Raw genomic sequence first — 14,369 nt, 5'->3', positions numbered from 1 at the left:
AAATGTTTAAAGCAGAAAAAATACTTTGGGGTGAAGGTCTATTTTTACGTCCTCAACATTTTCAATTACAAGATGCGTATCATGAACAACGTCTGAATCATACCATTCGTTCCACGATTCCATTTGCCTATGGCATTCAAAATATTCAATTTGATGAAGCCCAGTTACACACACATATCTTGGCACTCGAAAGTATTAGTATGATTTGGCAAGATGGCGAAATTTATCAGGCGCCAACACGTGATTTGCTGCCAGAGCCAGTGTTATTAGATGAACTGAATTTACGTGGCGAAATCCTGGTTTATTTAGCCTTGCCGATTGTACAAGCCAATAAGAAAAATGTGAGCGCTGAAAATAGTACACAGTTTGGTCGCTACCACTCTTATCTGACCTCAACCCACGATTTATTTACAGATGCAACTGCAGCAGATATCACCTTATTGCGCCGCCGTGCAGAGTTTCGCTTGTTAGAGGCGAACGTAGAACCGAATCAAGAACTGGATGGTTTTTTGTATTTAGCTTTAGCAAAAATTAAACGTCAAAGCTCAGGTCAATTTGAATTTGATCGTCATTTTATTCCGCCTATCTTGCATATTGAATCTTCTGAAAATCTTATCTCGAGTTTGAAACGCAGTTTAAATGTCATCAAAGCGAAAATTAAGACCATTCAAAGTAATAATCGAGAAAATGAGCAAAAACTGATTGAGTTTCGCTCTGGCGACATTGTGTCATTTTGGTTGGTCAATGCACTCAACACAGCACACGCGACGTTGAATCATTTATTGCAATATCCGCATATCCATCCAGAGCGACTGTTTTTTGAATTATTACGTTTAATAGGCTCATTACTGACCTTTTCAACGGCTCATGAGGTTGATCATTTACCTCGCTATCAACACCATAATTTACAAGAAAGTTTTAGTCAGCTCGATGTCATTCTACGTGAGTTATTAGATACGATTATTTCAAACCGCTACATCAGTATCCAATTGAAAGAAACACGACCATCTTATTGGTTAGGCAGTTTAGAGTCAGACAAAATTACTCGAGATTCAAGACTTTACTTGGCTGTTTCTAGCAGCATGATGCAAAGTCACGAACTAATTCAATTGGTTCCGTTACGATTTAAAGTGGGCAATACCGTAGATGTTGAACAACGCGTCATCGCCGCACTACCTGCAGTTCCTTTGCATCATTTAATGCAGGTTCCAACCGCTATTCCAGTACGATCTGGTGTGAGTTACTTTGAAATTGAACCAAATAATGACTTATACCAACGCATGTTGGATGCCGAGTCGATTTGTATTTATATTCCAGCGGGTTTCCAAGATATTGCTGTTGAATTGATTGCTGTGATGAATGGCTAAGGAAATGAATCATGAATAATGCCCCTTCACTTTTTGATGATGGACAAATTGGAACTGGTTCAATTTCTCAGCCCATGACCGCCAAAGCCACCAGCACAACCAACTTGGTAGACTTACTCCATGACGGGTTTTATATTGTATTTTTATTGAAAAACAAATATATACCGAGTAGTTCGACTGAATTTCGCGAAAAAATCATTGCCCTACTCAACCGTTTTGAAAACCAAGCCCGAAAATTACAATTTTCATCCGATGACATTCAAGATGCTAAATATGCTTACTGTGCATTATTAGATGAAACCATTGTGACTCAGCAAGATGCAAAATTTTTCGAGCTCCAAAATAGTTGGTTAATCAGTCCCTTACAGCTTAGTTTATTTGGCTCACAACTTGCGGGTTATCGTTTTTTCGAAATTTTAGAAGAGTTACGCCGTAAAGGAAATAGTCGATTAGCCGCACTTGAAGTTTATCATTACTGCATGCTTCTGGGTTTTCATGGTAGATATCGTATTGAATCTATAGAAAATTTAAACCATTTGGTGGCACGTGTGGGCGATGAAATTGATTATTTGAAAGGGAAAAAGGCGGCCTTTTCCCCTTTTGCATCGCTCCCAGATCAAATTAAACACATGATTCACCGTGAGCTTCCTTTTTACTGGATTTTACTTTTTCTAATCGTATTCGCGCTCTTATCCTTTGCAGGCTTGCGTTATATGTTATCAAAGCAAAGTACGAATTCTTTGGCCACATATGAAAATGTCATTTCTACGCCAACAGAACAGGCACATATTACTATTCATTTACCCTAAGAACTAACTCCATGGCTCATGAAAAACAGACTTCAGTCAAAATTTTGACGTCTACAAAAAAGAAAAATATTTCACCTATGCTCTATGCATTTGGTGGTTTTTTGAGTGGTGTCTTATTAATGGCTACTCTTGGTTTTACTTACTTTTTTACACAACAAAAAAATGATTTAATACAGGTTAGTCAAAGTTCTAGCGTCGATGTCACTGAACCCTCAGTCGATAATGAAGCCCCGACGCGGGAACCCGAAGCTATTTTTGAAACGACTAAAGTCATCCCTTCTAAAAGTGTTCAACCTTCAAATGTAACTGAGCCGCCTTCTGATTTTCCTCAACCCAAAGAAGATGAATTAAGCAAAGCATTTCTTCGTCCAGCTGAAACAGTTTCTGCACCATCGATGAAGAGTGCTAGTTCACAGCCCTTACCAAAAGAAAATAAGAAACAAAACTCGTCAACGCAAAGTTCGGCCGCACCGAAAGATAAAAATCACGACAAAGTAGCCAAAGCAGAACAGGCAGTGGAAAAATCCGAAGAATCTCCCACAGGGAGTGTACAAACCAAGATTACAACTCGTACCGTCGAAGCCCCAATTCCAGCTACTATCAGACTATGATTTATGCTCTTTTTTCGCTTTTTCTAATCTTGTCACTAGGGCTAGGTTTAGCACTGTCCTATGAACTCAGAGTAAAATTAGCAGGCTTTTTTGTCGGGTTAATTCCTCAAGGAAAAAAAAGATTTCAATCCGCTCGTCATTTTGCACAGCATATAAATCATGCTGCTGCGCCCGAGCAATTGCAGTCGCATTGGCATATTCAGCAGTGGTGGATATTGGTTGCAGGTCTATTTCTATTTGCCAGCATCTTAATGTTTGCTTTTACCAGTCCAGTCACACCCACTAAAATCGAAGCCGATTATTTAAAACAATCGGATCCACAAATTTATGCCCTACTTGATGGACAAATTTTGTCCCCACCACCAGAGATCGAAGAATCCTTAGTTGCGGCGGCCATAGTTGAAGCAAGTCTGCTTGAGCAAGCGGATCTTAATAATAATTCTATTCAAGCCAGTGCTTTGAATTACGATCCAAGTATTCAGGATGTACATTCAACTCATTCACATGACAATTTAGCAACGGCTGATCGTAAGTGGCACAAAATGAACCCACGCTATAAACAACGTTTACTGATGGTATTTAAAATAATGCGTGAGCAACATGGATATGAACTGGTTTTACTGGAAGGCTATCGTAGCCCGCAGCGTCAGAATTCTTTAGCCAGCAATAAAAATACGACTTTGGCACGGGGTTATCAGAGTTATCACCAATTTGGATTGGCGGCGGATGTCGCATTTAAGCGGGATGGAAAAGTCGTTATTTCTGAACGAGATCCATGGGCGATGCGTGGCTATCAGCTCTATGGTGAAGTTGCAGAATCTGTAGGTTTAACTTGGGGCGGGCGTTGGAAGTCGATCCAAGACTATGGCCATACTGAATATCGAATGCCGAATTTAAAGAAAACTGCGGAAATGGCTGAAAAGCTGACCTCTGAAGGACAACTTTCAGCTGCGAATTTGAGTTAATCAGGTTGAAGGCTGACTCAAATATTGGGTAATGATTTGCAGAACTTGCGCAGTTTTCTCTGCATGTAACCAGTGTCCAGCATCTGCCACCGTCTGAATCTGGGCTTGAGAAAACTGCGATTGGATAGCTTCTATATATTCTGGCTTTTCTACATAAGGTGAGTTTCCACCACGTATAAACAATGCAGTCTTATGCCATGTCTCTATATTTTCCCATGACAGAATTTGGGCATAGTTCTGATATAGTGCGTCTACATTAAACAACCACTTTCCTTTGCTAAAAGATTTTAATAGAAACTGAATTACCATTTCTTCTTTGAGATATTCACGCATGATTTCTATGGCTTGCTGACGTGTTTCAATATGTGCTTTTTGTACGGCAAAGAGCGCTTTAAAAATCTGCTCATGATGATTTTCTTTATAAGCAATAGGCGTAATATCCAACACCACCAGTTGATCTAGTCGATCTCCTGCGAGTTCGGTCACTTTCATCACCAGCTTTCCACCCATCGAATGCCCGATCAAAGAAAAGTATTCGATGTTGAGTTCATCTAAAGTTTCAATTAGATCAGCTGCCATAACCTCATAATTCATCACATTTGAATGTGACGATAACCCATGATTACGTACATCTACCTGTAATACATGGTGGCTTGAATAAAACTCCCGTGCCAACATCCCTAAATTGCTTAAACTGCCAAATAAACCATGGACAAAGACCAATGTTTTTGTAGGCGCCTGCTCATTTTGATGAAATTGATGATTTAGGATCATATGAAACTTACTTTATTTGATTGCTATAGATATTGAATTTTTAATGGAAATAAATCAAATGACTTTTTATATTGAGCTCAATTTTGCTTAGGCTAAATTTAAAGGCATGATGTACATATCTGTTTAATATCAGATTAGATTTTTGAATCAGATTTTATGCAAGTGAAAAGATGCCGAATGCCTTAAGTCTTGCTACTTTTCTATTTTAAAAATAATTCAGCGGAATTTTTAAGTAAGAAATACCATTGTCTTCTGGTTGAGGGAACTTGCCTGCAAACATATTGATTTGAATTGCGGGTAATATCAATTTTGGCATGCTTAACATTGCATCACGGCGGTTTCGCATCTCGACAAAATCGACCCTTTCCGTTGTAGTATTGATATGAATGTTTTTATGCTTTTGCGAATATACCGATGTTTCATATTGGTATTGATCACGACTTTCGGGTAAGTAGTCATGGCATAAGAACATCCTCATTTGATCTGGCAATGTATACAAAGTCTTCACCGAGTCAAATAAAACCGCCGCACTCCCCTTTGGGAAATCACAACGTGCTGTTCCATAGTCAGGCATAAACAACGTGTCCCCCACAAAAACAGTATCACCAATGACATAACTGAGACACGCTGGTGTATGCCCTGGTGTCGGAATATTATAAGCTTCTATGTTGCCTATCAAAAATATCTCATGATCTGCAAAAAGATAATCAAATGACTGGGTGGCATTTAAACTCTTAATATCTAAATGATAAATCTCACCAAAAGTTTGTTGTACGATCTCGATCTTATAACTAATCGCAATTTTTCCGCCTAGTTTTTGCTTTAAGTACTGCGCAGCACTTAAATGATCTGCATGTACGTGTGTTTCTAAAATCCAGTCTACGCTTAGGCTATTTTCCTGAATATAAGCAATGATTAAATCGGCCTGCTCTGTTTTGGTCGTTGCCGATGCTGCATCATAGTCCAACACACTATCAATCACGGCGCAACACTGGGTTTCTGGATCGCTCACCACATAACTAAACGTGTTGCTCACTGAATCAAAGAATGCTTTTACTTGCGCGGTTTGCTTCATGGCATTTTCTCCATCACTTTACGATGTAGCAGCACACCGACGAACATCGCAATTATAAAATAGATCGCTTGATAATAGCCCAGTCCAATCAAAGTAAAGCTCGGCGCAGGACAAATTCCCGCAATTCCCCAGCCTATACCAAATAGCAAACTTCCCAAGATCAGTTTTCTGTCGATTTTCGTATTTTTAGGAAGTTGTATGGCTTCACCATAAACCGTTTGTGGATGTGGCTGACGTACAGCTTTTTGAAAAGGAATAAATGCAATCGCAATTGCACCCATCATCACAAAAGCTAAACTGGCATCCCAGTGCCCAAAAATATCTAAAAAGCCAATCACCTTCGCAGGATTCGACATTCCTGAAAGCATGAGCCCAGTTGAAAATAATCCACCCCAAATGAATGCCCAAACATTTTTCATTTTTAGATTGCTCCAGGCATATGACGGACAACATACACAGTGATAAAGCCTGCGAACATAAAACTCATTGTAGCGATGATTGAACGTTTGGATAAGCGGCTGATACCACAAATACCATGCCCACTGGTACAACCAGAACCTAATCGCGTTCCAAAACCTACCAATACGCCCGCAATGATTAACATGAGAGGTGTAGCTTCAATATAGATTTCTGGCTGAACAAAAGCTGCGTATATAAACGGAACAATAAACAGCCCCAATAAGAACCACAGTGCAGGCGTATTTATGATCCCTCTTAAGTTTAAAACTTGTGAGACCAGACCACTGATTCCCGCAATCCGCCCATTGGTATATAAATATCCAACGGCGGAGATGCCGAGTAATATCCCACCTATAAAAGACCACGCAAAATCATGCATTGGTAAGCACCCTAAAACAATATATATTTTTATAATATATTTAATTAAAAAATAATCAAGCCCCCTTTCTATCTATCGATGCTATGCACGTCTATGACCACTGTTTACGGGCACTTGCATCTAGATTTAGATATTTGAATGGTTACTATCTGTTCGTTATCGAAGCTTTTAGTCTTTTAGTCTTTTAGTCTTTTAGATAACACCTTAAAGCATTTCTTTTACATAGTTATTCTTCACAATAACGTAAAAAGCTTGAATATATCCCCGAGAGATTTTGTATTCAGGCCTTTTTTAGATTAGAAATACTTAACTTCTCTCGTTTTATTTCATTATAGTTTTCATTTAAGAAACTGAATAGAGTTATGGGTACATCTCTACATCATGAGTATTATTCTGGGTTTATAAAACACATTCGCGACTTTTGAATATTTTTTTTATGCGGGCAGACACATGAAAAAGGATAAAATAATATGCTCTTTTTCTGAGCAGTTTATTGAAATTCTGATAATACCCGTTCTGCAAACCATCTTGGGAGCTTAGACACTGCGGCATTCATCTTTAGGGTTTCAGCTGCTTCAATTTCAGCAAGAAAAGACGCTTGTATACCGTCAGAAGAATTATCAAACAAGTAGGCTCGATCACAGCACTCTATGGCTTTCATGAGCAGATCCATACTACGGTAATAACGTTCAATAATTTTCTGCTCAGGAACAGGATGACCACCCACACTGACGCGATACTTGACCCGAGCAATATTGATTTGTGGATCCACTGTTGAGACATAATATAGATAGGTTTTATAACCCTGACGCTTCGCTTCTCGGAGAAACTCAACTTTAGAGATATGTGACATGACCGTCTCAAAAGTAAAACTGACTTTTAAGCGCAGAAACTCAAGCCGGATATAGTCAATAATGCGTGCAGAGAGATAAGAATCAATTTCTTCGGTTTTAAACTCGATCTTCCATTCATCTAGCACAATTGGTTCATGCGCAAGTAAGGCCACGAACTGTGCCGCTTGAGGACGCTTCTTACTTTTTAGAAAAGTGACCAACTCTGAAGCTTTTAAGGAAGGATGATAATGCAATAAATCAATGCGTTGACTCTGTCTTAAGTTTTGTTCCAGTTCATCTGCATTTAAATATGCCCCAATATGTTGGGGCAAGAGGTAATCTTTAACAGTGCTTTTACCAGAACCATTCGGCCCTGCAAACATTCTTATTCTAGGTTGTCGAGGTGGCATATCAATCTATACGGTCGCGTGTTTCTTTTTACGTGTCAGTGTCGGTAAAACGCCTACATCGACATAAGCATGACTTAAGTCTTGTAAAACAGTTTCATTGCCATGAATATCGCGTTCAACCAACTGTTCAGCTTTTGCATAAACTACAGACGAACGAGTGGTTGCTTTTTGAAAAGCATCATGAAAAGCATGAATGGCAAGTTTAGGAATCATATCATCCTCATATTTGCCTACTTTAATGTCGGTATAAGCTGCCATACACCAACTCCTACTCAAACGATGGTTGATTTTTATTTATCTTAACACAATCGAGGACATTGTCTATTTATACAGCATCCTGAAACAATAAATTAGATCTTAATATCTACACTAATTTCATGCTGTCTTATTCGGTTACTTTACTTTTTAATCGTTTCGTATCTTCAACTTTTAAAGCTTTCGCCGTTGGGCAGAAGGCACTTTCATTCATCCCTGCATCGGTCAGGCTTTTTTCTTGCTGCTCAAGGTAACGGTTGGCCACCATCAGCATCACTGAAGCGGTACTTAACTCAATATTGGCTTTAGATAGCGCAGCAATTTGATGATATGCATCCATACGCTGACAAAATGCGGTTTTCATTTCTGTTGCTGTCGCTGGATTATCTTTTGCATCTAAAACGGTTTTAGTTGAATTCACAGTTGCTGTATATTCAGCCATCTTCTGATCATACTGTGCCTGAGTTAGCTTCGTTGTTTCTGCATAACTCAGGGTTGATAGAAATGATGATAAAAATAACGAAAGGCGAAGCAACGTCCATGTTTGTTTTTTCATGTATTAAGACTCATCGCCTTCTTTCCATACGTCTTCATAGTCATCGCCATCAATCATAAAACGATAACCTTCACTTAAAGCCAAGTATGGAAGTACGTCAGGCAAGATATCTTGTAACTCACGTACAGTCATGGTTGTAAAAAAGTCTTGTCCTTCACCTAATTCACCACCATAGATGAACCAAGCGACATTCTCTTCAGTTTCTGGCTTTTTACGTAAACCGACAATGGGCTCTTGATTTAAAGTCTGTACAGCAACAGCAACGACATCATCACCTTTTACTTCAACATAGGCGGAGTCAAATTCTTCACACAGTAGTTTTTGTTCTGCAATCAATTCATTCAATGCAGATTGTTGTGACTTTTGTGCCATGCGATGCTGCCCCTTTTGAGCGTCAATCTATCGATAGCGCATTTTAAAACATATTTAGGTCAAAGGCTGTTTTTATTTAAACAATTAGCACACAGGTGAACACTCAATATCACTACAAATGTGGCATTCATTTTGCTTAACAGTATTACGTTTTATAAAAAAAGTAATATCGGGGCTAAGCAACTATGGGTTATGTCGCGCGAGAACTCAGTCCTCAAAGCAAAATATTGCTGGGCTTTGGATCATTTCTAATACCAATCCTCATTTGGTGTGCTGTGAGTTATTTGCCCTTTATTTGGCATCCTCAGGTACAAATCACCAACTCTGGCAGTGTCTCTTTTTTACAAGTCGGTAGCCGTGTAGACAAAAGTGTGTTCTATGCCGAAGCACAAAATGCCGTCAATACAGGCACTGAACCGCCACAAGGTAATTTGGTCAATCCCATTTATTTACCAGCACCTCATCAAGTTGCGACAGCCTTAGTGACGGCATTTACGACACCACCAGCTCAAGCCGATGCGCCATGGTTTCATCAAAGTCTTTGGCACAGTATCAAAATTGTATTCAGTGCTTTCTTTATTGCATCACTCGTGGGTATTCCGTTGGGAATTTTATGTGGTTTTTCCAACAAAATTTCCCAGCTCACTGAACCCTTTGTTGAGTTCTTTCGCTACTTACCTGCACCTGCCTTTGGTGCACTGGCTGTTGCCATATTAGGCATTAATGATGCACCAAAGATTGCCATCATCGTGATTGGGACGCTGTTTCAGCAAATTCTGATTATTGCCAATACTACGCGTATGGTAGACCGCGGGCTGATTGAAGCGGGTTATACCCTAGGGACGAATAAAGCAAAAAGTCTATTTCACGTGGTCATTCCAGCGGCGTTACCCGATATTTACCGTGATTTACGTGTCTTGCTGGGCTGGGCTTGGACCTACTTAATTGTCTCTGAACTAATTGGCACCACCACGGGGATCACTTGGTTTATTACCCAGCAAGCACGCTACCAGAACTTTGACAATGTCTATGCTGCGATTTTGATTATTGGCGTAATTGGCTTGGTCTGTGATGTGATTTTAATGAAGCTCGGACAACATCTGTTTAAATGGAAAGCGGGAGCAAAATAATGAAAACCACAGATATAAGAACGACGGAATTCAATGCTCGTCAGTATTTTGATCACATTTATCAACGTCCTGTCATTTTAGAAGCCAAACAACTTAGTCAAGTTTTTCAGCATGGTAAAAACTCACGCACGATTTTAAATCAGCTCGATTTGAAAATTCATAAGCGAGAGTTTATTTGTGTGATTGGCCCGTCTGGTTGTGGAAAATCGACCTTTAGTCGTGTTGTTGCGGGTCTAGACCCTTATAGCAGTGGCGAATTGCTAGTAGATGGACAGCCCATTTCAGGCCCTAGTCCAGAGCGAGGCATGGTGTTTCAAGGCTATACCTTATTTCCTTGGAAATCGGTTAAAGAAAATGTGATGTTTGGTCCACTGATGAAAGGTGCAAGTCATTCCTCAGCTGAAGCGGCTGCACGAGAATGGATCAATATTATTGGCTTAGAGAAGTATGAAAACCAATATCCGCATCAACTGTCTGGCGGGATGAAGCAACGTGTTGCGATTGCCCGTGCTTTAGTCAATGAACCGAAAATTTTACTGATGGATGAACCTTTCGGTGCGCTTGACCCGCATACCCGTCAAAAAATGCAAAAACACCTGATGGACCTATGGCAAAACATTGATATCACCATCATCTTTGTAACCCATGATATGGATGAGGCTATTTTACTGGCTGATCGTATCGTCGCGCTTAAAGCCAATCCTGGGGAAGTTAAAGAAATTATTGAAGTGGATTTACCCCGTCCACGAAACACTGAACTGATGTCCAGCCCTGCCTTTAAGCAACTTAGAGAACGGGTCGATTTCTTAGTACATGCACAAGAAGAAGAACTCGATCCAGCACTGGAAGATTTACCCAAAATTCCACGTATGACCCAAGTTAGTACGCATAAATAATTCATTGATCTAGCCTGAGGGACGACCCTTAGGTTTTATGCACTGTTGGACGGCCAACACGAGGATTTTACCATGCAAGATAAATATGTCCTTCCACTGGTGGATATCAGCCTTTTAAATAGCCCAAATCTAGATGACCGTATGCAAGTTGCTCAAGCGCTTGATCAGGCTTGTAAAGAAGTTGGTTTTCTCTACCTCAAAGGTGATCAATTTCAACCTGCATTATTTGCACAGTTATGTGACATCGCGGAGCATTATTTTGCCCAAGATGACGCACTCAAAATGCAAAATTATATTGGCAAATCGGTGAACCATAGTGGCTATGTGCCTATAGGTGAAGAACGGTTTTCAAGTAACAGCTACGATTTAAAAGAATCTTATGATGTGAATTATGACTATCAAGGATCTGCACTAAATTTCCCCTTACTTGGCCCGACGCAATGGCCAGATGATCCCGCATTTAAACGCCATGTCTCACAGTACTATCAGCACTTAAAAGCCATTGGTCATCAACTGTTTCGCAATTTTGCGCTGGCTTTAGAGCAAAAAGAAGACTTTTTTGATGTGCATATTCAACATGCACCCAGTCAGTTACGCCTCATTCACTATCCATATAACCCTCAAGCGACAGATGCAGAAGGCATCGGGGCACATACCGACTATGAGTGCTTTACTTTATTACTACCCACAGCACCCGGTTTACAAGTCCTCACTAAGCAAGGTGAGTGGATTGATATTCCTCTGCTTGAAAATACCTTGGTGATGAACATTGGTGACATGATGGAAATCTTGTCCAATGGCAAATATTTAGCCACCAAGCATCGGGTCAAAAAAGTCCAACAAGAACGCTACTCCTTCCCTTTATTTTTTTCTTGTGACTATGACTATGTCATCCAACCGATTAATACAAATGAGCCAGCTAAATATGCGCCACTGGCAGGTGGAGAACATTTGTTTAATCAAACGGCTCAAACCTTTCATTATTTAAAACAACGTGTAGCCAGTGGTGAGTTGGTCTTAAAGAATGCCGTTCCGCTTTATTCTTTTGGTCTGACTGAGTCAAACATGGAGTACACCCCATGAATTTATTCGAAACTTTAAGTCAACTAAAACCTCTCACAGCAGCTTCTGGCAGTGTGCCAACCTATTTAATAGGCGCATTTCGGCGTAAGAGTATTAGCTTTTACAATGGTTTAACCGATGAAAATACGATTGTGTATTGGTTTCAGTCCAAGAGCTTCACCATTGACCTACGTCTCAAATCTGCAACAGATACACCTATCACAGAGCGTCAAGCATGGGTCGGTTATACGCATTGGGATGCACAAAATGCATCACTGTCATGGGAGCTAAGTAGTAATTATCAGAACCATACCCAGTGGCCTGAGCCTGCAACCCTGCATAGCATTGGCAATTGTATTTTGGAGTTTTCACCCAGTAATGCCTATGTTGAAGACTGGCGTCAACAAGCCAGTATAGGTTTATTTTTAGGACTACGCTTAGTCAAAGCCGTACATGTTGCCACGCAGCAAGAAATTTCACTCGATGGCGGTCTCATCATCTGCGGTGAGCATATGGCATATGCACAGTCACGTTTACCCCATATTCAACAGAATATAGACGCGTTAGGGGTTCTTTCTTATGTGGAGCAAAGTCCTTCTGACTTAAATCAAATTGAAAGCTATGAAGTATCAGTTTCAACTCAGGATCAGCTCATTCAATATTCAAGCTGCACCCAAATGACTCAACAACAACTCATCCTAGATGGTTTTGAAGTCGTTGATGCTGGAACCCTCATACAGCGTAAATTGATCGATGGCGAAGCATATCAGTTGGTGTTTGTCGTGGATGTGTATGAACCTGAATACGCTTTTCAAAATGTAACATCTACCACGGCGGACAGTCAGGATTGGCTGAAACAAGAACAAGATCACCTCATGCATCATGCAACCGTGGTTGCGTAAGGGAGCTTTAATAAACTATGGCTTTTCTCTATTTATTGATCGCCGTGATTGCAGAAGTCCTCGCGACTTCTGCATTAAAAGCGACCAATGGTTTCACTGCACCTTTACCTATTGTTTTAACTATTATTGGTTATGCGATTGCGCTCTTTTTCTTAGGTCTAACGTTTAAATCCATCCCTATGGGGCTAGCTTATGCACTGTGGTCAGGTGCAGGCATTATCCTGATCTCTACAGTCGGTTGGATTTATTTTAAACAGCAGCTCGACTTTGCCGCAGTTGTTGGTTTAAGTTTTATGATTATCGGCATCGTGATTATTCATGTGTTTTCTAAAAGTACGCATTTATAAATACATGCCTTAAAATCTACTCTTTATTTAACATTAGATCTTTCTTTGCTTTTTAAACACACTCATACAAAAAAGCCCAAGTTAACTTGGGCTTTTAGTTTCTACGAAATCTTACTTTAACTCTTCAACCAAAGCTGGGTAAATTGCACCATCAACATCCATTTCTGTTTTATAAATGCCATTTTCAACGTTGAATTTGTTTACGTGGTAGCTTGAGCCATAAATCGAGTCAAAACCTGAACCTTTCTTAAATACGATTTTATTGGCTGCCAAATCGAGTAAATGCGTCCCGCCAATAAATTGTTCATATTGTTTCGGATCAACGCCAACACGGTTAGACATAATTTTCACGGCGTCTTCATGTGTTGCAGGGTCATTAATATATTTGACTGTTTTATCCCACACTTGGATCATCTTTTTCCAATCTTCTTTATTGGCAGAAAGATGGCTCATATTTACAGTCAGCGTGTCATAAATTAAACCTGGCTTATCTTTAGAACTATAAATAATTTTAGACCCTGCAACAGACTTCAACGCTTGATTGGCTACAGGTTGCCAGACCGCAATTGCAGCAATATCTGGACTGGCAAAAACTTGTGGAAGCTCATTGGTCATAGAATTGACCAATTTAATGTCACTGGTCTTAATTTTTGCATCTGTCAGTGCTGTACTTAGCAATAGATGGTCAACCAAGCCTTTTTCAGTAGCAATACTTTTGCCTTTTAAATCGGCAATGCTGTTAATTCCATCTTTTGCGATAATCACGTCATTACCTGCGGAATAGTCTGTCGCCATAATCATGACACCTTGAGTGCCCCCAGAGGCTGTGACTAGATTATCTCCATTGGTCACCAGTACTGCATCTAGCTGATTGGCTGCAAAAGCAGAAAGTGATGATGAATAATCAAACCATTTAAACTCAACATTCAACCCTGCTTCTTTTAGCCAACCTTTTTCAATTGCCACTTGCCATGCAACAAAACCCGGCCAATCACTGTAGCCAATCGTGATGTTTTTGGTGGCTGTGCTCTCAGATGCACTGTTTTTTGTTTCAGGAATTTTGGCGGTGTTATCACAACCTGCCAATAAAATAGTCGAAACAATAGAAACTGATAAGAACGCTTTTTTAATCATGATGCAATTTTCCCGATGCTGTAAATGTTTAAA

Annotated in this window: 18 protein-coding genes; 9 read left to right on the top strand and 9 right to left on the bottom strand. The window is 39.9% G+C overall.

Translation table 11 applies throughout. The features are described 5' to 3' along the window. Positions 1-2 precede the first annotated feature (2 nt). The 4 genes from tssK to ACF8FD_RS11845 are packed head-to-tail and all read left to right on the top strand — an operon-like array spanning position 3 to position 3,752. Positions 3-1,367 (top strand): type VI secretion system baseplate subunit TssK, encoded by a 1,365-nt coding sequence (tssK, locus tag ACF8FD_RS11860; RefSeq protein ID WP_234304955.1) that lies wholly within the window; start codon positions 3-5, stop codon positions 1,365-1,367. Positions 1,368-1,378: 11 nt separating this feature from the next. Continuing rightward, positions 1,379-2,176 carry a type IVB secretion system protein IcmH/DotU gene (gene icmH / locus ACF8FD_RS11855; RefSeq protein ID WP_062034902.1) on the top strand — a complete coding sequence of 266 codons (798 nt, stop codon included), beginning with the start codon at positions 1,379-1,381 and terminating at the stop codon, positions 2,174-2,176. 11 nt (positions 2,177-2,187) lie between these two features. Next, the gene (locus ACF8FD_RS11850; protein ID WP_234304956.1) at positions 2,188-2,787 is read left to right on the top strand and encodes a hypothetical protein; all 600 of its coding nucleotides are present in this window, start codon (positions 2,188-2,190) and stop codon (positions 2,785-2,787) included. Further along, positions 2,784-3,752: a M15 family metallopeptidase gene (locus tag ACF8FD_RS11845; RefSeq protein ID WP_125273823.1), complete on the top strand. Its 969-nt coding sequence runs from the start codon at positions 2,784-2,786 to the stop codon at positions 3,750-3,752. Before ACF8FD_RS11850 ends, ACF8FD_RS11845 begins: the two co-directional genes overlap by 4 nt. Here ACF8FD_RS11845 and ACF8FD_RS11840 read toward each other — a convergent pair whose 3' ends face one another. From ACF8FD_RS11840 to ACF8FD_RS11805, 8 genes are all read right to left on the bottom strand, one after another. Further along, on the bottom strand, positions 3,753-4,526 hold the full coding sequence (locus ACF8FD_RS11840) for an alpha/beta fold hydrolase (RefSeq protein ID WP_151837188.1): 774 nt from the start codon (positions 4,524-4,526) through the stop codon (positions 3,753-3,755). A 205-nt stretch (positions 4,527-4,731) separates the two neighbouring features. Next, entirely contained in the window at positions 4,732-5,601 is an 870-nt protein-coding gene (locus ACF8FD_RS11835) for an MBL fold metallo-hydrolase (RefSeq protein WP_234304957.1), read from the bottom strand. Next, entirely contained in the window at positions 5,598-6,020 is a 423-nt protein-coding gene (locus tag ACF8FD_RS11830; RefSeq protein ID WP_151836448.1) for a YeeE/YedE family protein, read from the bottom strand. The genes ACF8FD_RS11835 and ACF8FD_RS11830 overlap by 4 nt, the downstream gene beginning before the upstream one ends. A 2-nt stretch (positions 6,021-6,022) precedes the next feature. Beyond that, the gene (locus tag ACF8FD_RS11825) at positions 6,023-6,439 is read right to left on the bottom strand and encodes a YeeE/YedE family protein (protein WP_234304958.1); all 417 of its coding nucleotides are present in this window, start codon (positions 6,437-6,439) and stop codon (positions 6,023-6,025) included. Between the two features lie 490 nt (positions 6,440-6,929). After that, the gene (locus ACF8FD_RS11820) at positions 6,930-7,655 is read right to left on the bottom strand and encodes a zeta toxin (protein ID WP_234305094.1); all 726 of its coding nucleotides are present in this window, start codon (positions 7,653-7,655) and stop codon (positions 6,930-6,932) included. Positions 7,656-7,688: 33 nt separating this feature from the next. Next, on the bottom strand, positions 7,689-7,940 hold the full coding sequence (locus ACF8FD_RS11815) for a hypothetical protein (RefSeq protein WP_004693049.1): 252 nt from the start codon (positions 7,938-7,940) through the stop codon (positions 7,689-7,691). Between the two features lie 127 nt (positions 7,941-8,067). After that, entirely contained in the window at positions 8,068-8,493 is a 426-nt protein-coding gene (locus tag ACF8FD_RS11810) for a hypothetical protein (RefSeq protein WP_234304959.1), read from the bottom strand. Positions 8,494-8,496: 3 nt separating this feature from the next. Beyond that, complete coding sequence (locus ACF8FD_RS11805; RefSeq protein ID WP_004979554.1) at positions 8,497-8,865, bottom strand: hypothetical protein; 369 nt, start codon at positions 8,863-8,865, stop codon at positions 8,497-8,499. A gap of 185 nt (positions 8,866-9,050) precedes the next feature. Between ACF8FD_RS11805 and ACF8FD_RS11800 the strand changes: the two genes are divergently transcribed. From ACF8FD_RS11800 to ACF8FD_RS11780, 5 genes are all read left to right on the top strand, one after another. After that, positions 9,051-9,995 (top strand): ABC transporter permease, encoded by a 945-nt coding sequence (locus tag ACF8FD_RS11800; RefSeq protein ID WP_125273818.1) that lies wholly within the window; start codon positions 9,051-9,053, stop codon positions 9,993-9,995. Further along, the gene (locus ACF8FD_RS11795; RefSeq protein ID WP_392453412.1) at positions 9,995-10,891 is read left to right on the top strand and encodes an ABC transporter ATP-binding protein; all 897 of its coding nucleotides are present in this window, start codon (positions 9,995-9,997) and stop codon (positions 10,889-10,891) included. The genes ACF8FD_RS11800 and ACF8FD_RS11795 overlap by 1 nt, the downstream gene beginning before the upstream one ends. A gap of 72 nt (positions 10,892-10,963) precedes the next feature. Continuing rightward, entirely contained in the window at positions 10,964-11,974 is a 1,011-nt protein-coding gene (locus ACF8FD_RS11790; RefSeq protein WP_287166694.1) for an isopenicillin N synthase family oxygenase, read from the top strand. Further along, positions 11,971-12,855: a hypothetical protein gene (locus ACF8FD_RS11785; RefSeq protein ID WP_392453411.1), complete on the top strand. Its 885-nt coding sequence runs from the start codon at positions 11,971-11,973 to the stop codon at positions 12,853-12,855. The genes ACF8FD_RS11790 and ACF8FD_RS11785 overlap by 4 nt, the downstream gene beginning before the upstream one ends. A gap of 17 nt (positions 12,856-12,872) precedes the next feature. Continuing rightward, positions 12,873-13,202 (top strand): multidrug efflux SMR transporter, encoded by a 330-nt coding sequence (locus tag ACF8FD_RS11780; protein ID WP_159128315.1) that lies wholly within the window; start codon positions 12,873-12,875, stop codon positions 13,200-13,202. 111 nt (positions 13,203-13,313) lie between these two features. On the opposite strand, the gene ACF8FD_RS11775 is transcribed toward ACF8FD_RS11780, so the two are convergent. Then, positions 13,314-14,336 (bottom strand): ABC transporter substrate-binding protein, encoded by a 1,023-nt coding sequence (locus tag ACF8FD_RS11775; RefSeq protein WP_234304964.1) that lies wholly within the window; start codon positions 14,334-14,336, stop codon positions 13,314-13,316. Positions 14,337-14,369 lie beyond the last annotated feature (33 nt).

It is taken from the genome of Acinetobacter sp. TYF_19 (assembly GCF_043105125.1).
GTDB classification, from domain to species: Bacteria; Pseudomonadota; Gammaproteobacteria; order Pseudomonadales; family Moraxellaceae; genus Acinetobacter; species Acinetobacter johnsonii.
The sequence above is the reverse complement of the archived record's forward strand: the minus strand, read 5'-3'. Positions and strand labels throughout refer to the sequence as shown.